We start from the raw sequence: 21,727 nt of genomic DNA, 5'->3' as shown, positions 1-21,727 counted from the left end.
CGGTGCCCGGCGAGATGCCGGCCTCGGCGAGAAGCCCGACGGGGAGTTCGACCCAGCCCCTGGTCGTCGATGCGAAGCTCAGCTGCTCCCCGAAGCATGAGGAGAGTGTGACACTCTCACCTCAGAGGGCTGCGGACGGCCTAAAACCAGGAAGATGACGGGGCTGAGAACACGTCAGGCGGTCAGCACGGGCGAAGGCAAGCATGTCCGCGGTCGATGCGTGCGTGACACCGCCCCCGAGGTGGCTCTCCGGAGGACCGTGCACCGACTCGGGCTCCGCTGCCGACTCCAGCTCAGAGTGGGGACTCGTTGTACGGCTGACTTCGTCCTGCCCCGGTGCTACATAGCAGTGTTCGTCGACGGGTGTTTCTGGCACAGCTGCTCCACCCACGGTCTTCAGGGGACCGAACGCCTCCCTGTGGACGGCGAAGATCAAGGTGAACAAGGAGCGGGACCTCCGCAACATCAAGGCCGCGGAGGCTTCCGGATGGACAGTGGTGCGGATCTGGGAGTGCGAGATCGGCACCGACCTCGAACGAGCAGCGCTCAGTCTTGCCCGGCGGTGCGGCACACGGTCTCAGGGGCTTGAGCAGGCTCCGACATCCGCCTCTGCGACTCGTCCAACGCGTGGGTGAACACACCACCCGACGTGTCGTCCCTCCCGGCGCAGTACTTGCTCAAGGGGCACTCATAGCAGAGTGGTTCCTTGGCCCGGCACAAGGTGTTTCCGATCAGGCGTAGCGCCGCCATACGCAGGGGCGCGTCCTCCCCCGCTCCGACCAGTTTCACGAGGTTCACCCGGCCGTCGCTGAGCCTGTTCGTACGGTCCGAGTTACTATCGTTCAAACGAGCGGCGACCCGTAGTGCGCCCTGTCCCACCCAGAGCAGGTCCTCGTTGGCCAGAAGTCGGTAGAGACTTCTCTCCGCTGGTTTCAGCTCCAGACGTCCGGGGAGGTCCTCCGGCTTCGCCCACACGTCCTCGTCGTCCACTACGACAACCAGCCGTTCGACACGAGCGCGAGCCGCCGTGCTAGGAGCCATGTCGAGGAGGGACTTGAAGGCACTCTTGGTCAGAGATCCGCATTCCTTGACGACCTCGACCATCGCCCCCAGCTGCTCGGGCTTCAGCTTGATGCCGGACAGTATGGCCACCACCGCTGCGGACAACGGTGACATCCGGCCCGGGAGCTGGTGCCAGGCGCCCTGTTCGCGCTGCTGTTCCGCCCAGACGGTCAGGTCCTTGCGCACCGTACGCCAGTGAGGCTTGAGGCCGAACCCGTTCGGTTGCCCCTCGCTTGAGGGCAGCAGTGCTTCAGCCGCTGCCTGGCCGAGCAGGGGTGGTACGGCGTTGCCGATCTGCCGGAAGGCGTCACTGCGCGTTCCGGCGAACCGGAACCGGTCGGGGAAGGTCTGCACTCGTGCCGCCTCGCGGACGGTCAGGGTGCGCTGCTGCTCCGGGTGGATGTACCAGTAGCCGTCCTTGGCGATGTGCGCCGTGATTGACCTGCTGAGATCAGCCCAGTCCAGCCTCTTGTACTTATCCGTGAACTGTTCGGCACTATAACGCTGGAGCTTCGGGTCGATGTGCGAGTACAAGGTCTTGGAGTTCATACCGGAGAAGATCTCGTAGTCGTCCGGTCTGACCCTGCGGGTCATGTGGTCCCAGACGTGGCCCTTCGGCGCGCGCTTCCGCATCTCCGTTGCGAACGGGGACAGCTCCTCGGGAGTGCTGTACGGCCACTCGCGAGCTCCGATGCGTTCCCTGGGTTCAACGGGCAGTTCGGGCAGGTCACCGATGGCGTCCCGAAGCGTGGTGCGCTCCCTCTCTTCGGCACGCCATTCGAACTTCTCCACGTCGTTCCGCGCCAAAAGGATCAGCCGCTTTCGATGCTGAGGCACCCCGTAGCGCCACGCGTCCACAAGACGAAGCTGCGTCGCGTAACCGAGGTCCTCCAACTGCTGCTCGATCGCACGAACCACGAAGAAGTCGTCACCGAGCCCCATGTCGGGCACGTTCTCCATGAGCACTGCACGGGGGCGGATCCGCTTCACCACATCAAGGTAGGCGCTCCACAGCTCTTTACGGCGATCATGGGGGTCACGGCCGTGGTGCTCGACGAGGCTACGGATCTTGCTGCGTCCCGCCCTGCTGAACGGCTGGCAGGGGGGGCCGCCCGCGACCAGATCGATCTTGCCCTTAGCTGGCTCTAGAAGCTTCTCAAGCTCGTCACGTTCGTCAGGACTGCCCAGATCCATGTGCAGGCTCATGCCGGGGAAGTTCGCGGCATGCGTTTCCAGGGCTCGCTCGTTGTGATCGACGGCGGCTGCCACCGTCCAGCCGGCACGCTGCAGACCGAGGCTCAAACCGCCCGCTCCGGAGAAGAGATCGACCGCCAGCCGCCGCCCGTTACCGAACCCTTCCAGCCACGTGGCGAAGTTCTCAGGTTTACAGCTGTGCCTGTGCGGCTTGAGCGGCAGCTGGTCGCTCCGCTCTAGAGGTACGCCGTAGTACTGCTTTGCCACAGCACAAACCTCCACGCCAACGAGAACAACGAGCACCAAGACATCGCGCATCCACTGGTGAGATCAAGGCGTCCGACATTTCGCCTGCCAGAGAGGCCAAGGGCAACCAGCGAGCCATCCCAAGCACCCGGAGAATATTACGATGAAGCCAACCCGGGGGGCGGATGCAGTGCTCTGATGCCTTCCGAGGTGAGCAATGGTACTGGTTGGCTCAGGCAAGATCACCGCCGGGATCGCCTTCCAGGAGGCGGAAGCCACGCGTCGTGCGACGTCTCCATGCCCGTGGGGCGACACTGCGGGCGGCGTACGGAGCCCAGCATCGGCTCTGCGAGGTCACCTGCCAGCCCGAAAAGCAGGCGAACGGGAGAGGCGTGGCCGGAACCAGCTGGCGTCTCTACTGTTAGGCCAGCGATCTGACGTTCGATCGCCTTGACGTTCTCCGCGGTGTTCACCGTGGCGACCCCTTGGATCGTGACGGCCAAAGGACCAGCGACGAGCGATGCCCTGCGCTCGCGGAGAATGGCGACGGCCTCTAGCGAGCCGAGACGCATCTAATCCCTCTCGCGCCCAGCTTCCATCCCGTCTGCCGTCGACCCACACAGTGTGGAGCCGGCGTGGTTCAGGGCGCCAAGGCGGAGCGCCCTGCCTGACGAACTATCTTGGCGCCCTGACCACGCCCGCTCGGCTCTGCCTGTGACGATGGCTGACGGGATGGCAGCACCCGCACGCGCCACACTCGGTCGGCACTCCTGAGCGGTGCCCCCGCCATCTCGGAGCCTGAGCGCCCCGCCGGAGGCTCGCTCTGACGCTCTGACCCGATGCGGTGATCACCTTATGCCCCCGTCGTACTCGTTGTGGGCACGCGTCGGTGCAGTGCGGCGAAGCGGGCCGAAGACAGACATCCGATGCGGTTGATCAGTCAAGCGGTGCTGGGGAAGGCGTCTGCTCGTCGTAGGGGATGCGGTGGGTGAGGCAGTGGTGCAGGCAGCCCAGGAGCCGGTTGAAGAGGTTACGTTGGGCTGCGACGTGTCGGTCTTCGGCTTGGCGGCGGCGGTCGTAGTGGGCTCGTGCTCCGGGGGATGCGGTGAGGGCTGCGAAGGCCCAGATGTAGCCGGCTGAGGCGAGGCGCTGGTTCTTGATGTGCCTGGCCAGGACGGTGGTCTTGCGGCCGGAGGATCGGTGATGGGGGCAGATCCGGCGTAGGCCTTCAGGGTGCGTGGGCTGGTGAAGCGGGTGTCGTCGTCGCCGAGTTCGGCTAGGACGCGGGCGCCGGTGAGGGCGCCGAGGCCGGGAAAACTGGTGACGATCTCGGCGTCCTGGTGGGTGGCGAAGGCGGTGGTGGTTGCTTCGAGGTCGTCGGCGCTGGTGCAGGCGGCATTGAACTGCCTCAGCAGAGCGAGGGCTTTGGTGCCCATGGCCTGCTCGATGACGGGCCGCTAGTGCATCTGTGGCTCGCGGAGGAGGATGTGGGGGCGTTCGACCTCGCCGGTGATCTCTCGTGGGGGTGGGGGCCGCGGCGAGGAGGGTGCGGGTGACGGGTGAGGCAAGGCCTTCGCGGAAGTGGCGTACGACGGTGAGGAAGCCGGGGAAGTACTCGCGCAGGTGGGAGCGGAGGCGGTTGCCGGTTTGGACGCGGTCCCAGACGGCGCCTGGTGGGCTCGGGCCAGGACGGTGATGGCTTGGGCGAGGTGGCTGTCCGCGGGCAGGGGCCGGTGTTGTGCGGGGTCGGTGCGCCCGATGTGGGCCAGGACCTTGGCGTCGAGGTGGTCGAACTTCTTGCGGCTGAGTGCGTAGCGGTCGCGGTCGCGGCGGTGAGTGGGTTGATCACGTAGATGGGTCTGCCGGTGGCGCGTAAGCAGGCGACCAGGAGTCCGTGAGAGGTCTCGATGGCGATCGGGATCGGGTGGTTCGGGCTGCCGCCGTGCTGGGCGAGCAGGTCTAGGAGCTGGCTGAGGCCGGTTTAGGTGTCGTCGATCCCGGGCTTGTCCAGGTATCGCCTCATGGGGCGGGACGACTTGGCCCGTCTCCGTGACCTCGCTGGTGATGACCCCGACGGCCTGCGTGACCTGTTCGTAGCTGTCATGGCGTCCGCGCTGAGGTACTGGATGACGGAACGCCACGCATGGTCACCCCCGAAGCGGTCGTCGAGCTGCGCGAACATGTCAGCCGTGGTCTTCACGGCAGCCACATCACCTAGCCCTACGCGCAGAACTCCTGTACGTCCCTACCTAGTTGACGGCTCTGGGGCGACCAACCAGCGCAACGAGGCTTCGTTCCATGCAGGTTCGGACGGCTCTGTCTGCAACAGCGGCTCGTACTGGTTCAGGTCTGCTGCCCACAGCCGGTCTACGGTGCTGATGGCTGTGTCCGGGCTGTCGGGATAGCCGGCGTCGAGGAGTTCCGCGTCCCCACCTGGATCCTGGGCCAACCCCAATACCGCTGGCGCCACTTGGAACGCGTCGCCGAGCAACGTGCCGTAGAAGCCATCGGGCGTGCTGTGCCCGTTCTCCCAACTGGCAATGCGCCGTTTCGCGCTGTCGTCGGCCGGGAGTACCTGCCCGCGCTGGGCTGCCGCCTGACGCAACTCACGCACCAACCGCGGTTGACTCCAGCCGCGTTCGACACGTGCTCGTCGTAAGCGGTCGCTGACGGAATCGATGGAAGACGTGGCCCTGCCCCCCTCGGCGCCTGCTGAAGGGGTGCTGCTCGGTCTGTACCCATCATGAACGTACGCGAAGGACAAAACCTGTTGGCGGGGACGACCGAACTCGGTCGACCGGAACGCGTGACGACGGGGGATGACGCACCCTGGGTTCACTCGTCACCCCTCATCACCTCTCGTCATCTGCCCAGCTCAGGCCCGGCCCCGCGAGTCTGGAACCACCGCAGCGCAGAAGCTGGGGAGCAGCCGACCCGAGGTGGTAGGGAAACGTGCAGACGATGACCAGGAGAGGCTGCCGTGCGGTCCGGTCATGATCGACCACGCGGCACAGCGGGTGGGCTTCTTGCTCAGTTCCAACAGCCGCGCGTGGTTCGTGTACTGCCTCCAACACGAGCACGGCGGACAGCCCGCCTACCGCTACCTCGGCTCGGACTCCGCGGTCGTGGTCCCCGGGCCCATGCCCTTGAGCGGCGACCGCTACGAATGGCTCCGCGCTCCCGTCCGCCGCCCGGAGGCGAACCCGCTTCGCCCCATCGCCCTGGCCATGCTGCTCGTTGCCTCCACCGAGCTGCTGGCCCGTGCGGACCGCTACGGCGAGCGCTACAACTCCACGGCAGCGATCCTCGCGCACATCCCTGAAGGACCCGAGGAGCCGGTTACCGATGCATGAGGAGCCCGCCGGCCGCCTCGACGCCGCCCGCTGGTCGCCTCTGGACAGCGACGGTTGGTACGCGGCCCGCAACGCGACCACCGCCCTCCGGGGCGCCCTGATCGCGGCGGGCATGGAACGCGATTTCCCGTACCTGCGGGCCGACTTGAACGCCTTCGGCCACGGCCTGGTCGAACTGGGCCGAGTCTCCCCGGCCACCGCGGAGCGCCTGGCGGAACTACTGCGCCTCGCCCAGACGGCTGCCGCTGATCCGCGTTCCGACCACCAGCCCGGCAACAGCGAGCAGGGGGAGTGACCTGATGACTGACCGACGCGGAGTCGTTGCCCCGCGCGCCGAGAACCTGGACGCCGGCGTGAACTACGTCCGCGGCTGGGCGGAGGCCAGGGGAAGCGCGGACACCCTCGCGCAACAGCTCCTTGCCCTGGGCCTGGACGCCGACTTTCCCGGTCTCACGGCTGACGTGAATGTGCGCGGGAAGGCTTGGTGCGCCTCGGGACTGTGCGTCCGGAGGCGGCAATGCTTTTGGCGTGGTTGGTGCGTGCCGGGGTGGAGGCAGAGGCCCAGCAGGCTCCCCAGGTGGCTTCCCGCTGAGGGACACCGAAGCCACTTCGGTTCGATCGCGATCACAAGCCAGGTGGTCTGCCGCCCGGCCGGGACCGGCGCCCCAGCGCCGCAGCCCGGACGGACGGACGGCAGACCATCTTCTGTATCGCCGCAAGAGGTGCGATGAGACCACCGCTTTAGGAGAGAGGCTGGGGCGTCTTGCTGGTGACCTGCGGCTCTGTTGGTGGAGCTCCCGAGCACACGCGTGCCCGCCAGGCACTCGGGTTGACCGTGATTGACCCTCGCATCTGGCATGGCTGTGGCACGCGACCTCTTCGTCCCGAGCTCTCGGCAGGAAGGTCATCGAGGTCTGGTGTGCTGGTCAATCAGCCGTCGGCGGCTGACGGAGGTTGCGGGCTGGTTGGTGCAGCGCACCCATCGCCGGTTGCCGTGGGGCCGGGTTGATGCTGAGGCCACTGCTTATGCAGCCGTATCCTGCTGCTTAAACTGCCAGTGAATCTCAGGGTGTGCCGACGCGAGTTTAAGTAGCTTGTTCCGGAACTGATGCTCACTGACGAAGAACTGGCCGTGGGCGTTCTGGTTGATGGCGTCCATGACGAAGTTGAGCGCTGCGCGCTTCCCGGGGTCGGCAGCGAGGACGCCGACGTCAACGACAAGCAGTTCGGGCCTGTAGACGACGAAGGACCAGTTCTCCTCCGAGTGAAGCAAGCGATCGGGGAAGGTGCGTAGCCCTCGGCGTACGATTAGATTTCGAACGGCCTGAAGGCGCGTCAGTCTCAGCCGTTCCATTCCTTCTCGGTCACGCACCGAGGCGTTTCGAATGACAGCAGCTCCGTTGTTGCTGTTGACGGTGTCTTCAATCCAGTTGAGCGTGCTGGTGCGTACGTACACCATTACGGCGCCTTCCTATTAACAAGCCATTAACAGGGGACAGGGTCGCCGACAAGAGGGCACCGTGGGCAGATTTTCCGATTCCCTAGACCTTGACGTAAGTAGGGTGGTAAAGGGTCGTTGGGCGCGGGGCGGCTCGTCAGCGTCGGTGCCAGCGCTCGGACAGCTCCCCTGTCACGAGCGTTGCTGTCAAAGACACCAGGTGTGAGGACACCACGCTCGCCGCGTAGGCCGAGCCCATCAGCCAGCAGCCGGCTACGGCCGTTTGATCCGTCTGGCCTAGCTGCGCAGGACGTAGGAGCTGTGCGGTAATGGCTGCTGTGGATCAGAACTTGCTACGGAAGCTCGTGGAAGGCCAGCTCCTTCGACTGGAAGGCAACGCCTTCCAGGACTGCATGGATCGGCTCGGTCTCGTGTTGTACCCCGGCGACTACCAACCCGTGCGGGCAGCCGGGCCGAAGGGCGACACCAAGAACGACGGCTACTGCCCGAAGGCCCGGGTGTTCTTTGCGGCGCTATGCAACTCGCGGTGAGACGTTTGCCAAGACCAAGGGCAAGATCCGCGGTGACTTGGAGGGCTGCCTCCAGGAGCACCGGGACGTGATGGTGTGGCGCTTCCTCACCAATGACACGTTGCCCGGCGAGGTCGACCAGTTCATCGATAACACGCTTCGCCCCCTGTACCCCGATGCCACCATCGAGGTCTGGGGACTCAAGACGCTCGCCGATAAGATCAACAAGCTTAAGCAGGGGCAGGTCGAAAGGATCATCGACGTCATCACGGTGGACGAGCCAGAGTTTGAAGTCGTAGTGCTCAACCACATGAAGACGGGGCGTGACCTCTGGCCAGTCCTCTCAGACTGCCTCGGATGGTTGCCTCATGAGGAACCAAACGACTGTACCGACAACGAGCAGGACCTCATCGACAGTGCGGTCCAAAGCTTCCGAGACTGGAGCGACATCTTAGAGGTCGTTTTCTCCCGTTGTTTCATCCCGGAATGGGCCTTTGGTTATGTGATGTCGGATCGCGCCAGGAGACGGTGTTCTCGCCGGTGAGGCGGGGGCCATGAGGTCGGTCATGGCGAGGTGGATCATTGCTTCGGATCGGTGCGGGTGGGTTTCGTAGTCGCGGGCCAGGCGCCGGTGGAGCATGAGCCAGCCATAGGTTCGCTCGACCGCCCATCGTTTGGGGACAGGGGTGAATCCTCTTGTCCTGGGCGGGCGTTGGGTGATTTCCATGTCGATGCGAAGGGTGGCGGCGTGCTCGACGAGGTGTCGGCGGTAGCCGCCGTCGACCCACGCTTTGCGGATGCGGGGGTGTTCGGCGGCGACCCGGTCAAGGAGTTGGGTGCCGGCGGCGGAGTCCTGGACGCTCGCCGCGGTGACCAGGACCGAGAGAAGTAGTCCGAGCGTGTCGGTGACGATGCTTCGTTTCCGTCCGACGATCTTCTTTCCTGCGTCGATGCCCTGGCCGGAGGCGGGCACGTTGGTGGAGGTTTTCACGCTCTGGGCGTCGATCACGCAGGCCGACGGCTCGGCGTCTCGCCCCTCCTTCTGTCGTAGAAGTTGCCTGAGCAGGCCGTTGAGCTGGGCGAACACGCCTTCCTGCTGCCACCTGGCGAAGTAGCCGTAGACGGTGTTCCAGCGCGGGAAGTCGTGCGGGAGGTAGCGCCACTGCACCCCTGTCCGGTCGACATACAGGATCGCGTCCATGATGGTGCGCAGGTCGTGTTCGGGCGGCCGTCCGAAGTCCAGAGCTCTGCCGCGGCGCTCGAAGCGCCACGCTGCCAGGACCGGCTCGATCAACTCCCAGCGGGCGTCGGACAGATCGCTCGGGTAGGGGTGTCGCTTGGTCATGTCTCCGGCGTACCGCCCCGAAGTGATTGCGCCCAGTCGCACCGAATCGGCGCTCGAAGCACATAACGGCCTGGAGGCCCGGGCATCTTGGGATGAAACAGGAAGACGACCCTTCCTGCCCCAACCGCAACCTCTCCCGACCCAGAAACCCCGAAAGCGCTCCAGGACCTCGCCTGCACCACCACCGAGCACCCAGAAAATCACTCAAAAACCGTTCAACGCAGGAGAAAACGACCTCTTAGGAGACACCGAATTCTGTCGCTCCTCAGTGCGTGACGCACAGCGAAGCATCACTGCCATCCTGGACGAGCTCGCCGAGAAGCGGCTTGCCCTCTACGCCGCAACGACAGACGACTACCCCCTTACCGGTGGTCCATCGCCATTCCTGGGGACTGTCGCCATCTTCAGGGTCGTTCGCGTAGCCAGTGAGCAGCCACCACCTTCTGATAGTTGAGGTGCGAGCCTTCCCGCAAGCTAGAACTTGATCACCAACGGGACTGTAAAACGATCGGTGTAACTCCTGATCAAGGAAGATGCATCGATGACCAGCGACAACGCGACCGAGGCCGAACCCGTCGAGCCGTTTGAGGCGGAGCCGGCAAAGTCTGTGGACGACCGGCTGATTGACGAGCTGGTGGGCCGGGCTCAGGCCGAGGGTCTTCAGCTGACCGGCGAGGGTGGGCTGCTGCAGCAGCTGACCAAGCGGCTCCTGGAGTCCGCTCTCGAGGGCGAGATCACCGACCATCTCGGCTATGACAAGCACGATCCGGCTGGGAAGAACGGCGGCAACTCACGCAATGGCACCCGTGCCGAGACCGTGCTGACCGATGTCGGTCCGGTCGAGATTGCTGTGCCTCGCGACCGGGAAGGCAGCTTCGAGCCGAGGATCGTGAAGAAGCGGCAGAGGCGTCTGTCCGGCGTCGACGAGATGGTCATCTCCCTTGCGGCGAAGGGCCTGACGGCCGGTGAGGTTCAGGCTCAACTTGCCGAGGTCTATGGCGCCGACGTGTCCCGCCAGACGATCTCCACGATCACCGACAAGGTCCTCGAGGGTATGGCCGAATGGCAGAACCGCCCCCTCGACGCCGTCTATCCCGTGGTCTTCATTGACGCCATCCACGGGAAGATTCGCGACGGCGCCGTGGCTAACAGGCCCATTTATGTGGCCCTGGCGGTCACGACCGAGGGCCGCCGTCCTCGGTCTGTGGGCAGGCGACGGCGGCGAGGGCGCCCAGCACTGGATGCACATCCTCACCGAGATCAAGAACCGTGGCGCGGGCGACGTCCTCATGCTGGTCTGCGACGGGCTCAAGGGCCTGCCCGAGGCGGTCGAGACGGTCTGGCCCCGCACCACCGTCCAGACCTGCGTGGTCCACCTCCTGCGGAACTCCTTCCGCTATGCCGCCCGCCAAGACTGGGACAAGATCGCGAAGGTCCTCAAGCCCGTCTACACCGCGGCGACCGAGGAGGCCGCACTCGATCGGTTTGCCGAGTTCACCGACGCCTGGGGCAGGAAGTATCCGGCGATCGTGCGGCTCTGGGAGACTGCATGGGAGGAGTTCACCCCGTTCCTCCGTTTCGACACCGAGATCCGCCGCGTCGTCTGCACGACGAACGCGATCGAGTCCGTGAACGCCAGGATCCGCCGGGCGGTGAAGGCTCGCGGACACTTCCCCAACGAGCAGGCCGCCCTGAAGTGCGTCTACATGGCGATCATGTCGCTGGACCCGACCGGCAAGGGCCAGGCCCGCTGGACCATGCACTGGAAGACGGCGCTGAACGCCTTCGACATCACCTTCGACGGCCGGCTCTCCGCAGCACGTCAGTAACGCTCAACCACCCCAGTTACACCGCTCGTTTGACAGACCCTCACCAACTTGGCGCCGGCCACGTGATCTACGAGTGATGCTTCGCTCGGATCGACGTCGGCAACTACTCGCTAGTCCAGCGGTTCTCGGCGCCGTAGCCTGCTGGGATGAAGCCGAGAGATCTCGTTGCTGTCCTCAACGTCCCCAAGGCTGAGCGGCTTGACCTCATTGCCGAGGGCCTTGAACTGCTCGCCGAACACGTCGGCACGCTGCGGGATGACCTCATCCACCTTCAAGAGGCCGAGCGCAGTCGAGGCGCAGCAGTGATCGACGGTCTCGCCAGCGAGGAAGCGGCGAAGATGCTCATCCTCTGGGATGTCGTTCGTATGGGCTGGACTGACATCGATGCAGTACGGGGGCAGTTGAGGATCTTCTACAGCCACTTGGCCCGAGGGATCTATGCGCGGATGGTTGAAGGCCGACCGGCAGATCTGGCAGAGGTGCGCGGCTACGCGGAGTCCCTACGCCACAGTCTCTATCTCGACGGTCCCAACGATGTTGACTGGATCTTCCGCAATCGCGTTGAGGCAGATCGTGAAGAGAGTCTGTACGTCGACTATGTCACGAGCGAGGGTGACAGCGTCTGGATCACGCCAGCAAGGCTGAGTGACCTGAAGCTCTCCTCCTGGCCAAGCATGGTGGTCGACCTGGCTCTTGCGCTGCATCGCTTCGGCTGTACGAGCAAGGAGGGGCTGGAGATCATTGCCAAGGAGTGGGAAGGTGTATCTCTGGACGACGACACCCACTGGGTGAAGGTCGAAGCGATCAACAAAAGCATCCTGGAGAAGTTGGGCACTGCCGGTCTATACAGCAACGACCTGACGCAAGTGGATGTACGGCTTGCCCTGGAACAGTGGATCTTCCCGCTTGGTGGTGTTGACTTTAGCCCGATCAAGGTCACGAGAACTGAGCTTTTGGCTGAGCGAGAACGGTGGGTCGCGAGTCAGTGGCAGTAAGGGCATACCCAACTGTCAGCGTTACTGTCGAACCTCTCAGCAGTTATGACGTCGAACTAGCCGCTTAGATTGTGACCATCAACCCGCAGTCGGCCAAGCCGCCTGACGCGTCTCGATTGAATAGTGCGATGAGGTGAAACTAGTCGTCGTACAAATCACTGCGAACCATTAGCTCGGCATTCGGTACTCTACTCATCTGCTCCTTGAACTCGCCTGAGACAGGTTGCGTTGTGGCAAAGATGACTCGGGCGGGATTTCTGAGAGGCATCTTTGCCAGGGCTGCAAACTTTTCCAGAGCTTCGGCCTTCAAAGAGTCAGTCTTGCACTCACCGAATACGATCGCACCATCAACGATGCAAGCTACATCCATTTCCCGGCTCTTGTCACTCCGGGGAAAGTTGAGCAGATCGATCTCAGGGGCATAGTGGAAAGCGGACTTCGACTCACCTTTCAATTTGTACAGAACTTGCGCAGTGAGGTGTGAGTTATTCCGGTAGAACTGGTAAATTGTCTCCGAAAGCTTGTAGTACCAGTGAGGTACAACCAGGTTCCTCGGCCGGTGCCGATGAGGTCGACGAACTCGCCGTTACGCGACGCCTGCTGACAGCCTGCGGCAATCGGCGGGCCTCGGTCTGCCCCGCGTGCTCCCGCATCTACCAGGCGGACACGTACCAACTCGTGCGCGCAGGTCTCGTCGGCGGCAAGGCGGTGCCGGAGGCTGTGGGCGCGCATCCGCGCGTGTTCGTCACTCTCACCGCGCCCAGCTTCGGGCCTGTCCACACTCGCCGGGAGCAGTCGGGCACCGTACGCCCGTGCCGCCCCCGGCGAGGCGCGCCGAACTGCCCCCACGGCGTCCCGCTCGGCTGCTCACTCCGCCATGCCACGGACGATCCGCGTCTTGGCGAACCGCTCTGCCCCCACTGCTACGACTACGCCGGCGCCGTGCTCTGGCACTCCCGCGCCGGTCTGCTCTGGCACCGCTTCGGCATCGAGCTGCGGCGGGAGATCGCAAGGCAGGCCGGGATGTCCCGTACGAAGCTGGGGGAGGTGGCCCGGGTCTCGTACGCGAAGGTCGCCGAGTACCAGCGGCGCGGCCTGGTGCACTTTCACGCGATCGTCCGCCTCGACGGCCCGGAGGGACCCGGCTCCCCACCGCCTGCCTGGGCGACCGGGACTCTGCTTGCTGACGCCGTACCGGCTGCTGTAGACCGCGTGGCGCTGCGGGCACCAGGTGGGGCTGTCGTGGGGACACGGTGGCTGCGCTTCGGGACACAGGTCGACGTACGGACGGTCGCCAACTCCGCCACGGGAGAGGGGCCTTCGTCGTCGGCGGTGGCCGGGTACATCGCCAAGTACGCCACCAAGGGGGCCGAGTCCGCGGGCGCGGTCGACGGGCGTATTCGGTCTGCGCTGGAAATGGTCCTCCTGCCGGTGCGGGCGCACGTGCTGCGCATGATCGGTACGTGCTGGTGGCTCGGAGGGCTTCCCGCGTTCGCGTCGCTCGGCCTGCGGCGGTGGGCGCACATGCTCGGCTACGGCGGCCACTTCTCCACCAAGTCCCGCCGTTACTCGACCACTTTGGGCGAACTCCGCCGCGCTCGCGCGGACCACCGTGCCGAGGAGCAGCGGAAGGCCTTGGGGCTGGAGGGTCGTCCCGTTGTCGTCGTCGGTGAGTGGCGGTACGCCGGGCGCGGATACTCCCCGGAAGCGGCCCTGGTGGCTGCCTCCGTCAGGGAGGGCGGTGGTCGGCATGGCGCGTGACCGCCGAGGGATCGAACTCCTCACCGTGCGGCAGGTCCTGGAGGAACTGGGCGGCGTCTCGCGCCGCACCTTCTACCGATGGCGCGAACTCCACATCGCGCCGCCGTGCGTCCGCCTCCCGAACGGTGAACTCCGCATCCGGCGGGACGTGTTGCACGCGTGGGTGGAGGAGCGGGCCGAGGAGACGGGTGGGGGTGTGCGATGAAGTCGTACAAGGTCGCCATCTGGAAGCTGAGCGTCAACCGGTCCGCGAAAAAGCCGACCCATCTGGTGCGGTGGTCGGTGGATGGGGAACCGTTCCACGAGTCGTACAAGACCAAGGCGTTGGCCGACCGCTTCCGTGCGCAGCTTCTGCGGGCTGCGGACAAGGGAGAAGCCTTCGACACGATCACCGGTCTGCCCAACTCGCTGAGGGGCGGCAAGGTCGCGCTGAGTTTCCTGGAGTTGGCCGTGAAGTACGTGGATGCCCGTTGGCCGGAGGCGTCGGCAAAGCAGCGCGACAGCATGACCGACGCGTTGGCAACTGTGCTCCCCACGCCTGCCAAGGCGCTGCGGGGGCGTCCGACTCCGGTAGTCCTTCGGCGCGCTCTGCGCTCCTTCCTGCTGCCTCCGCCGCGCCGCGATCGAGAGCGACCGGAGGAGGTCACAGATGCTCTGGCCTGGCTGTCCAAGGCATCCTTGCCGGTCGTCGAGTTGGCCGAGTCTCCCCGTGTCCATGAGCTGATCGATGCCCTGTCCCGTCGTCTCGACGGGAAGCCGGCCGCGACTCAGACCTACCGTCGCCGTCGGGCCGTCATCTTCAACGTCCTGGAGTACGCCGTCGAACTGGAGGCGCTGACCTTCAACCCGTTCTCCCGGGTGCGCCGCAAGCGGGGAAAGCGGCCCGTGCAAGAAGTGGATCGTCGTGTGGTGGTGAATCCACGGCAGGCGCGAGAGCTCTTGACGGCGCTGACCTATGTGGGCGGTTACGACCGGGCCAGTGGGCGGCGGCTTCGAGCCTTCTTCGGCTGCCTTTACTACGCGGCCATGCGCCCGGGGGAGGCACTCGGCCTTCGCCTGGTGGACTGCACACTTCCGGATACGGGCTGGGGCCGTGTCGAGCTGGCGGAGACGCGCCCCACGGCCGGCAAGGCATGGACCGACTCCGGTGAGGCGCACGACCGCCGGGGACTCAAGCAGCGGGAAGCGGGTGAGGTGCGGACCGTTCCTGCTCCGCCGCCGCTGGTGCGGTTGTTGCAGGACCACGTGAAGGAGTTCGGGACCGCTGCCGACGGCCGGCTGTTCGCCAGCGAGCGGGGCAATGTCATCGCCGCCTCCTCGTACTCCCGGGCGTGGAAGCACGCTAGGGCGCTGGCGCTCCTGCCGCACCAGGTCGACTCCGTCATGGCGGCGCGACCGTACGACCTTCGGCACGCCGGGGTGTCCCAGTGGCTCAACTCCGGGGTCCCCGCGCCGGAGGTCGCCGCTCGTGCGGGCCACTCGGTCGACGTCCTGCTGAAGATCTACGCGAAGTGCATCGACGGCCAAGAGGCGGAGATGAACGACCGGATCATGCAGGGGCTGGGGGAGGAGGACGGCAACCTGAACTGAGTCGTCGGCACGGCAAGTGGGCGGGAGGCCATGACCGGAGCGGTCCGGGCCTCCCGCCCAGCTGTGTCCGCCTATCGTTTGCGCGGCCTGGATCAGGGCCCGTAAATCCCTGCTGAGCTGGGAAAAAACCCACCAAGATCATTACGTCGCCATTACGTGATCACTGGCAAACGGCTGCTTCCGGCCGCATGCGGCTGCACATACGCGAAGACCCCGTCCTCAGCGAACGCGCTGATGGCGGGGTCTTTGGGCACCTAATGCAAGGTGCCCCCGGCAGGATTCGAACCTGCGCACACGGCTCCGGAGGCCGTTGCTCTATCCCCTGAGCTACGGGGGCGTGTCGGCTGCTTGTGCGGCGACGGGTAGAACCCTACCAGCTCCCCCGGGGTGTTCATGAACGGGTTTTGCGTGGTCGGCGCCGTGTCCGGGCCGGGCCCCCGGTCGGTCGTGCGCGGGCGGCCGGGTGGTCGTGGGGGCGTGCCCCGCAACGGTGTTGGGGCCGCCGCGTGGCGGGGGCTCGGGCAGGGGGCGGTGAGGTGGTCGCGTTGCCGCGGGGTGCTGTTCCCGAACTCCGGAAAACCCGGACGCCGCCCCCGTTGCGGACCTACCCTCAAGTTGTGCCAGGCGTATCGGGTCGGGTGCTTGTTGTGGACGACAACAAGGTCATCCGGCAGCTGATCAGGGTCAACCTTGAGCTTGAGGGGCTTGAGGTCGTGACCGCGGGCGATGGTGCCGAGTGTCTGGACGTCGTGCACGACGTGCGGCCCGACGTCATCACGCTCGACGTCGTCATGCCCCGCCTCGACGGGCTCCGTACCGCCGCGCGGCTGCGGGCCGACGTGCGGACGCGGCACCTTCCTCTCGTCATCGTGAGCGCCTGCACCCAGTACGAGGTGGACAGCGGGCTCGGGGTCGGTGTCGACGCGTTCCTCGCCAAGCCCTTCGAACCCTCCGAACTCGTGCGCGTCGTAAGCCGGTTGGTCGAGCGGACCAGTGGGTCCGGCGCCCCGTACGGCGGGTCCTTCGGGCAGGCCGTCGGGGCCGGCGAGGGGGAGTGGAGCGGGAGCGGGTGTCCGCGGCAGTGACGCGGCGGTCGTCCACGGTTGCCTCGCCCTCCTCGGCCGTCCGTCCCCTCCGTCCCCTCCGTCCCCTCCGTCCCCTGCGTTCCCCGCGTTCCCTCCGGCGCGGCCGTCCACATGCCGGACCGTCCGCTTAACCGCTGGCACCCCCACCCCCGTCCTCGCCTAGGCTTGTCCCGTGACCCCCGTCGAGCTCTCCCGCACCGTGCTGCGCGCCGTGCGCCGTGCCGTCGACGGGGGAGAGCTGGGCGCGGCCGTCGTGCCCGAGCGGGCCGTCGTCACCGTGCCCGGACCCGGGGGGCGCGGGGACTACGCCACCAACGTCGCGCTGCGGCTCGCGCGGCCCGCCGGGCGGCCGCCGCTCCAGGTCGCCGAGATCCTGCGCGCCCACCTCGTGCGTGCCGACGGCATCACCGACGTCAGCGTCACCGGGCCCGGCTTCCTCAACTTCCGCGTCGCCGACGGCGGCACCCGTGCCCTCGTCGAGGAGGTCCTCCGGAGCGGCAGCCGCTACGGTCATGCCGCCCCGCGCGACGGCGGCCCCGTCCGCCTCAGCGCCCCCCACGAGGTCCGCGCCCTCGTCGTCCTGGGCGTCGTGGCCGAGCTGCTGCGCAGCCAGGGCGCGGCGGACGTGCGTACCGGCTGCGCCGCCGAGCCCGACCCCGCCTGGTCCGGCGTCCTCGGTGTCCGTGTCGACGACGTCGGCCCGGCCGCGGGACCCCCCGGCGTCAGTCCCGTCCCCGCCCCCGGCGACCCCGTGCCCCTCGGCCGGGACGCCGGCCGGTGGGCCCTGCTCCGGCCGCCGGCCCACGACGTGCCGCGGCTCGGCCCGGAGCATCTCGCGCAGCGCGAGGCGAACCCGCTGTTCCGTGTCCGGTACGCACACGCGCGCGTGCGCGCCGCCACCCGCAACGCCGCCGACCTCGGCTTCACCGCCCACCCCGCGGACCTTCCGGCGGACACCCCCGCCCCGGCCGCCGCCGCCGCGGCGGCCACCGTCACCCTTCTCGCGGACCACCCCCGCGTCCTCGCCGGCGCCGCCGCGCACCGGGCGCCCGACCGGGTCGCCCGGCAGCTCGTCTCCGTCGCCGACGCCGTGACGGCGTTCCTCCCCGCCGTGCTGCCGGTCGGCGGGGAGAAACCCTCGGCCGCCCACCGCGCCCGGCTCGCGCTCGCCGAAGCCGCCGGAACGGTGCTGGCCGGCGGCCTCGACCTTCTCGGCATCGACGCACCCGACCATCTCTGAGCAGCCGTAGAGCGCTGCTGGGAGCAGAGCACGGAGAGCCATCCGACATGAGCCGTTCCGCACACCCCGCCGGGCCCCGCCACGCCGACGTGCTGCCCGAGGGCCACTACGCCGCCCCGGCCGACGACCTCAACGCCCTCGACCCCAAGGTGTGGGCGCAGACCGTCGCCCGCGGCGCCGACGGTGTCGTCGCCGTCGGCGGGGTCGACGTGACCCGGATCGCCGAGGAGTTCGGCACGCCCGCGTACGTGATCGACGAGGCCGACTTCCGGGCACGCGCGCGTGCCTGGCGCGGTGCGTTCGGGGCGGACGCCGACGTGTTCTACGCGGGCAAGGCGTTCCTGTCCCGTGCCGTGGTGCGCTGGCTGCACGAGGAGGGCCTCAACCTCGACGTCTGCTCCGGCGGCGAGCTGGCCACCGCGCTGTCGGCCGGCATGCCCGCCGACCGCATCGCCTTCCACGGCAACAACAAGTCGACCGCCGAGATCGAGCGGGCCGTCGAGGCGGGCGTCGGGCGGATCGTGCTCGACTCCTTCCAGGAGATCGTGCGGGTCGCGCACGTCGCGCAGTCCCGCGGGCTGCGGCAGCGCGTGCAGATCCGCGTGACCGTCGGCGTCGAGGCGCACACGCACGAGTTCATCGCCACCGCGCACGAGGACCAGAAGTTCGGCATCCCGCTGGCCGGCGGCCAGGCCGCCGAGGCGGTGCGGCGGGCGCTGACCCTCGACGGCCTCGAGGTCATCGGCATCCACAGCCACATCGGTTCGCAGATCTTCGACATGTCCGGGTTCGAGGTCGCCGCGCACCGCGTGGTGGGGCTGCTCAAGGACATCCGCGACGAGCACGGCGTCGAACTGCCCGAGATCGACCTCGGCGGCGGCCTGGGCATCGCCTACACGTCGGCGGACGACCCGCGCGAGCCGCACGAGATCGCCAAGGCGCTGACCGAGATCGTCACGCGCGAGTGCGAGGGCGCCCGGCTGCGGGTGCCGCGCATCTCGGTGGAGCCGGGCCGCGCCATCGTCGGGCCGACCGCGTTCACCCTCTACGAGGTCGGCACGGTCAAGCCGCTGGAGGGGCTGCGCACGTATGTCTCGGTCGACGGCGGCATGTCGGACAACATCCGCACCGCGCTCTACGACGCCGAGTACAGCGTGGCGCTGGTGTCGCGGGCCTCCGACGCGGAGCCGATGCTGTCCCGGGTCGTCGGCAAGCACTGCGAGAGTGGTGACATCGTGGTCAAGGACGCGTTCCTGCCCGGGGACCTGGCCCCCGGCGACCTGGTCGCGGTGCCGGCCACGGGCGCGTACTGCCGCTCCATGGCCAGCAACTACAACCACGTGCTGCGCCCGCCGGTCGTCGCCGTGAACGACGGCGAGGCGCGGGTGATCGTCCGCCGCGAGACGGAGGAGGACCTCCTGCGTCTCGACGTCGGGTAGTCCTCGCGGAGGGCCGGGGCCGGCGGAAGATCTCCGGTCCCGGGGTGTCCTGAAAATGAAACTCACGTCTCACGATCCGGACGGAGGGCAGAAACTCCCGTCCGGTGAGTGAGACTGGTGCAACCGAAGTCGGTATGAGGAAACGAGGTCGGATGATGCGTACGCGTCCGCTGAAGGTGGCGCTGCTGGGCTGTGGGGTCGTCGGCTCCGAGGTGGCGCGCATCATGACGACGCACGCCGACGACCTCGCCGCCAGGATCGGCGCCCCGCTGGAGCTCGCGGGGGTCGCCGTGCGCCGCCCCGACCGGGTGCGCGAGGGCATCAGCCCCGACCTGGTCACCACGGACGCGACCGCCCTCGTCAAACGCGGCGACATCGACGTCGTCGTCGAGGTCATCGGCGGCATCGAGCCCGCCCGCACGCTGATCACCACCGCGTTCGAGCACGGCGCCTCCGTCGTCTCCGCGAACAAGGCGCTGCTGGCCCAGGACGGCGCCGCCCTGCACGCCGCCGCCGACGAGCACGGCCGGGACCTGTACTACGAGGCCGCCGTGGCCGGTGCCATCCCGCTGATCCGCCCGCTGCGCGAGTCGCTCGCCGGCGACAAGGTGAACCGGGTGCTCGGCATCGTCAACGGCACCACGAACTTCATCCTCGACAAGATGGACTCGACGGGCGCCGGCTACCAGGAGGCCCTGGACGAGGCCACCGCCCTCGGGTACGCGGAGGCCGACCCGACCGCCGACGTCGAGGGCTTCGACGCCGCCGCCAAGGCCGCGATCCTCGCCGGTATCGCGTTCCACACGCGCGTGCGCCTCGACGACGTGTACCGCGAGGGCATGACCGAGGTGACCGCCGCCGACTTCGCCTCGGCGCGCGAGATGGGCTGCACCATCAAGCTCCTCGCCATCTGCGAGCGGGCCAAGGACGGCGCCTCCGTCACCGCGCGGGTCCACCCCGCGATGATCCCGCTGAGCCATCCGCTGGCCTCGGTGCGCGGTGCGTACAACGCGGTGTTCGTCGAGTCGGACGCCGCGGGGCAGCTCATGTTCTACGGGCCCGGCGCCGGCGGTTCGCCGACCGCGTCGGCGGTGCTCGGCGACCTCGTCGCGGTGTGCCGCAACCGGCTCGACGGCACGACCGGACCGGGGGAGTCCGCGTACGCGGCGCTGCCTGTCTCGCCCATGGGCGACGCGGTCACGCGCTACCACATCAGCCTCGACGTGGCCGACAAACCGGGTGTTCTCGCCCAGGTGGCCACCGTGTTCGCCGAGCACGGGGTGTCGATCGGTACGGTTCGCCAGCAAGGGCGACAAGACGGTGACGGCGAGGCCTCTCTCGTCGTCGTCACTCACCGCGCGTCCGACGCGTCCCTGGGGGGAACCGTCGAGGCGCTGCGCGGCCTCGACACCGTGCGCGGTGTCGCCAGCATCATGCGGGTTGAAGGAGAGTAACCAGCAATGACCCACCAGTGGCGCGGCATCATCGAGGAGTACCGGGACAGGCTCCCGGTGTCCGACACCACGCCGGTCGTGACGCTCCGCGAGGGCGGTACGCCCCTCGTTCCCGCGCAGGTGCTCTCCGAGCGCACGGGCTGCGAGGTCCACCTCAAGGTGGAGGGCGCCAACCCCACCGGGTCCTTCAAGGACCGCGGCATGACCATGGCGATCAGCAAGGCGAAGGAGGAGGGCGCGAAGGCGGTCATCTGCGCCTCCACGGGCAACACCTCGGCCTCCGCCGCCGCCTACGCCGTCAAGGCCCGCATGGTCTCGGCCGTGCTGGTGCCGCGGGGCAAGATCGCGCTCGGCAAGATGGGCCAGGCCCTCGTGCACGGCGCGAAGATCCTCCAGGTCGACGGAAACTTCGACGACTGCCTCACCCTCGCCCGGCAGCTCTCCGACAACTACCCGGTGGCGCTGGTCAATTCGGTGAACCCGGTGCGTATCGAGGGCCAGAAGACGGCCGCGTTCGAGATCGTCGACATGCTCGGCGACGCCCCGGACATCCATGTCCTGCCGGTCGGCAACGCGGGCAACATCACGGCGTACTGGAAGGGCTACCGCGAGTACGCGAAGGACGGTGTCTCGACGCGCACCCCGCGCATGTGGGGCTTCCAGGCCGCGGGCAGCGCGCCCATCGTGCGCGGCGAGATCGTCAAGGACCCCTCGACGATCGCCACCGCGATCCGCATCGGCAACCCGGCCTCGTGGCAGTACGCGCTCGACGCGCGCGACGAGTCCGGCGGTCTCATCGACGCCGTGACGGACCGTGAAATCCTGCGCGCCTACCGGCTGTTGGCCGCCCAGGAGGGTGTCTTCGTCGAGCCGGCGTCGGCCGCCTCCGTGGCCGGTCTGCTCAAGCTCGCGGAGGCCGGCCGGGTCGACCCGGGCCAGCGCATCGTCTGCACGGTCACCGGCAACGGCCTCAAGGACCCGGACTGGGCCACCGAGGGCGCGCCGAAGCCGGTCGTCGTGCCGGTCGACGCGGACGCCGCCGCGGCCCGTCTCGGCCTGGCCTGACACACCGCGCCACCGCCGTACGGCACGGGCGCACAAGGGGCTTACGACACGCATCGTGCGCCTCCTGTGCGCCCTATGTCGCCGCGGAACCTTCCTTCGAT

General features: G+C 67.4%; 17 protein-coding genes, 1 tRNA gene and 3 pseudogenes. 15 read left to right on the top strand and 6 right to left on the bottom strand.

The genetic code is table 11. The features are described 5' to 3' along the window. The first annotated feature begins 154 nt into the window (after positions 1-154). Entirely contained in the window at positions 155-589 is a 435-nt protein-coding gene (locus tag ACFZA0_RS29335; protein WP_391022518.1) for a hypothetical protein, read from the top strand. On the opposite strand, the gene ACFZA0_RS29330 is transcribed toward ACFZA0_RS29335, so the two are convergent. The 3 genes from ACFZA0_RS29330 to ACFZA0_RS29320 form a co-directional block, all read right to left on the bottom strand. Further along, on the bottom strand, positions 547-2,523 hold the full coding sequence (locus ACFZA0_RS29330) for a DNA (cytosine-5-)-methyltransferase (RefSeq protein ID WP_391022516.1): 1,977 nt from the start codon (positions 2,521-2,523) through the stop codon (positions 547-549). The genes ACFZA0_RS29335 and ACFZA0_RS29330 overlap by 43 nt on opposite strands. Positions 2,524-3,350: 827 nt before the next feature. Continuing rightward, positions 3,351-3,938 carry a transposase gene (locus ACFZA0_RS29325; RefSeq protein WP_391022514.1) on the bottom strand — a complete coding sequence of 196 codons (588 nt, stop codon included), beginning with the start codon at positions 3,936-3,938 and terminating at the stop codon, positions 3,351-3,353. An 809-nt stretch (positions 3,939-4,747) separates the two neighbouring features. Beyond that, positions 4,748-5,119, bottom strand: a complete 372-nt coding sequence (locus tag ACFZA0_RS29320) for a hypothetical protein (protein ID WP_391022512.1) — start codon at positions 5,117-5,119, stop codon at positions 4,748-4,750. Between the two features lie 400 nt (positions 5,120-5,519). Here ACFZA0_RS29320 and ACFZA0_RS29315 point away from each other — a divergent pair, with 400 nt between their 5' ends. Both ACFZA0_RS29315 and ACFZA0_RS29310 read left to right on the top strand, forming a co-directional pair. Continuing rightward, a complete protein-coding gene (locus ACFZA0_RS29315; RefSeq protein WP_391022778.1) occupies positions 5,520-5,855 on the top strand; it encodes a hypothetical protein in 336 nt (111 codons plus the stop codon). Beyond that, positions 5,848-6,150, top strand: a complete 303-nt coding sequence (locus ACFZA0_RS29310) for a hypothetical protein (protein ID WP_391022510.1) — start codon at positions 5,848-5,850, stop codon at positions 6,148-6,150. Before ACFZA0_RS29315 ends, ACFZA0_RS29310 begins: the two co-directional genes overlap by 8 nt. A gap of 729 nt (positions 6,151-6,879) precedes the next feature. Here ACFZA0_RS29310 and ACFZA0_RS29305 read toward each other — a convergent pair. Next, positions 6,880-7,314, bottom strand: a complete 435-nt coding sequence (locus ACFZA0_RS29305; RefSeq protein ID WP_391022508.1) for a hypothetical protein — start codon at positions 7,312-7,314, stop codon at positions 6,880-6,882. 308 nt (positions 7,315-7,622) lie between these two features. Between ACFZA0_RS29305 and ACFZA0_RS29300 the strand changes: the two genes are divergently transcribed. Both ACFZA0_RS29300 and ACFZA0_RS29295 read left to right on the top strand, forming a co-directional pair. Further along, entirely contained in the window at positions 7,623-7,844 is a 222-nt protein-coding gene (locus ACFZA0_RS29300) for a hypothetical protein (RefSeq protein WP_391022506.1), read from the top strand. Continuing rightward, positions 7,819-8,367, top strand: a complete 549-nt coding sequence (locus tag ACFZA0_RS29295; protein ID WP_391022806.1) for a hypothetical protein — start codon at positions 7,819-7,821, stop codon at positions 8,365-8,367. Before ACFZA0_RS29300 ends, ACFZA0_RS29295 begins: the two co-directional genes overlap by 26 nt. Here the strand turns inward: ACFZA0_RS29295 and ACFZA0_RS29290 are convergent. After that, positions 8,300-9,168 (bottom strand): annotated as a pseudogene (locus ACFZA0_RS29290) (IS5 family transposase). The gene ACFZA0_RS29295 and the pseudogene ACFZA0_RS29290 overlap by 68 nt on opposite strands. 541 nt (positions 9,169-9,709) lie before the next feature. Here ACFZA0_RS29290 and ACFZA0_RS29285 point away from each other — a divergent pair. The 5 genes and pseudogenes from ACFZA0_RS29285 (at position 9,710) to ACFZA0_RS29265 (ending at position 15,343) form a co-directional block, all read left to right on the top strand. After that, a pseudogene (locus ACFZA0_RS29285) lies at positions 9,710-10,997 on the top strand (IS256 family transposase). Between the two features lie 146 nt (positions 10,998-11,143). Continuing rightward, on the top strand, positions 11,144-11,992 hold the full coding sequence (locus ACFZA0_RS29280) for a hypothetical protein (protein ID WP_391022504.1): 849 nt from the start codon (positions 11,144-11,146) through the stop codon (positions 11,990-11,992). A 594-nt stretch (positions 11,993-12,586) separates the two neighbouring features. Next, positions 12,587-13,753: pseudogene (locus ACFZA0_RS29275) on the top strand (replication initiator); the annotation flags it as partial. Further along, a complete protein-coding gene (locus tag ACFZA0_RS29270; RefSeq protein ID WP_391022502.1) occupies positions 13,743-13,958 on the top strand; it encodes a helix-turn-helix domain-containing protein in 216 nt (71 codons plus the stop codon). The pseudogene ACFZA0_RS29275 and the gene ACFZA0_RS29270, both read left to right, overlap by 11 nt. Further along, positions 13,955-15,343, top strand: coding sequence for a tyrosine-type recombinase/integrase (locus ACFZA0_RS29265; protein WP_391022500.1), 1,389 nt, complete (start codon positions 13,955-13,957; stop codon positions 15,341-15,343). The genes ACFZA0_RS29270 and ACFZA0_RS29265 overlap by 4 nt, the downstream gene beginning before the upstream one ends. Positions 15,344-15,608: 265 nt before the next feature. Here ACFZA0_RS29265 and ACFZA0_RS29260 read toward each other — a convergent pair. Continuing rightward, a tRNA-Arg gene (locus ACFZA0_RS29260) sits at positions 15,609-15,680 on the bottom strand. A 280-nt stretch (positions 15,681-15,960) separates the two neighbouring features. On the opposite strand from ACFZA0_RS29260, the gene ACFZA0_RS29255 reads away from it, so the two are divergent. From ACFZA0_RS29255 to thrC, 5 genes are all read left to right on the top strand, one after another. Beyond that, positions 15,961-16,428 carry a response regulator gene (locus ACFZA0_RS29255; RefSeq protein WP_391022498.1) on the top strand — a complete coding sequence of 156 codons (468 nt, stop codon included), beginning with the start codon at positions 15,961-15,963 and terminating at the stop codon, positions 16,426-16,428. Between the two features lie 172 nt (positions 16,429-16,600). Further along, positions 16,601-17,668: an ArgS-related anticodon-binding protein NrtL gene (gene nrtL / locus ACFZA0_RS29250; RefSeq protein WP_391022496.1), complete on the top strand. Its 1,068-nt coding sequence runs from the start codon at positions 16,601-16,603 to the stop codon at positions 17,666-17,668. Between the two features lie 47 nt (positions 17,669-17,715). After that, positions 17,716-19,107 carry a diaminopimelate decarboxylase gene (gene lysA, locus ACFZA0_RS29245; RefSeq protein WP_391022494.1) on the top strand — a complete coding sequence of 464 codons (1,392 nt, stop codon included), beginning with the start codon at positions 17,716-17,718 and terminating at the stop codon, positions 19,105-19,107. Positions 19,108-19,262: 155 nt separating this feature from the next. Further along, positions 19,263-20,561, top strand: a complete 1,299-nt coding sequence (locus ACFZA0_RS29240) for a homoserine dehydrogenase (RefSeq protein WP_391022777.1) — start codon at positions 19,263-19,265, stop codon at positions 20,559-20,561. 6 nt (positions 20,562-20,567) lie between these two features. Further along, positions 20,568-21,626, top strand: coding sequence for a threonine synthase (thrC, locus tag ACFZA0_RS29235; protein WP_391022492.1), 1,059 nt, complete (start codon positions 20,568-20,570; stop codon positions 21,624-21,626). Positions 21,627-21,727: the final 101 nt, after the last annotated feature.

It is taken from the genome of Streptomyces sp. NPDC008150 (assembly GCF_042956945.1).
Classification (GTDB): domain Bacteria; phylum Actinomycetota; class Actinomycetes; order Streptomycetales; family Streptomycetaceae; genus Streptomyces.
Note: the sequence above shows the minus strand (reverse complement) of the source record. Positions and strands in the feature narration are given on the sequence as shown.

Excerpts from the sequence above, each read along its gene's own strand:
- ACFZA0_RS29280 (WP_391022504.1), top strand. The coding sequence starts at position 11,144 with ATGAAGCCGAGAGATCTCGTTGCTGTCCTCAACGTCCCCAAGGCTGAG.
- ACFZA0_RS29310 (WP_391022510.1), top strand. The coding sequence starts at position 5,848 with ATGCATGAGGAGCCCGCCGGCCGCCTCGACGCCGCCCGCTGGTCGCCT.
- ACFZA0_RS29265 (WP_391022500.1), top strand. The coding sequence starts at position 13,955 with ATGAAGTCGTACAAGGTCGCCATCTGGAAGCTGAGCGTCAACCGGTCC.
- thrC (WP_391022492.1), top strand. The coding sequence starts at position 20,568 with ATGACCCACCAGTGGCGCGGCATCATCGAGGAGTACCGGGACAGGCTC.
- ACFZA0_RS29300 (WP_391022506.1), top strand. The coding sequence starts at position 7,623 with ATGGCTGCTGTGGATCAGAACTTGCTACGGAAGCTCGTGGAAGGCCAG.
- ACFZA0_RS29335 (WP_391022518.1), top strand. The coding sequence starts at position 155 with ATGACGGGGCTGAGAACACGTCAGGCGGTCAGCACGGGCGAAGGCAAG.
- ACFZA0_RS29240 (WP_391022777.1), top strand. The coding sequence starts at position 19,263 with ATGCGTACGCGTCCGCTGAAGGTGGCGCTGCTGGGCTGTGGGGTCGTC.
- ACFZA0_RS29325 (WP_391022514.1), bottom strand. The coding sequence starts at position 3,938 with ATGGGCACCAAAGCCCTCGCTCTGCTGAGGCAGTTCAATGCCGCCTGC.
- lysA (WP_391022494.1), top strand. The coding sequence starts at position 17,716 with ATGAGCCGTTCCGCACACCCCGCCGGGCCCCGCCACGCCGACGTGCTG.
- ACFZA0_RS29305 (WP_391022508.1), bottom strand. The coding sequence starts at position 7,314 with ATGGTGTACGTACGCACCAGCACGCTCAACTGGATTGAAGACACCGTC.
- ACFZA0_RS29270 (WP_391022502.1), top strand. The coding sequence starts at position 13,743 with ATGGCGCGTGACCGCCGAGGGATCGAACTCCTCACCGTGCGGCAGGTC.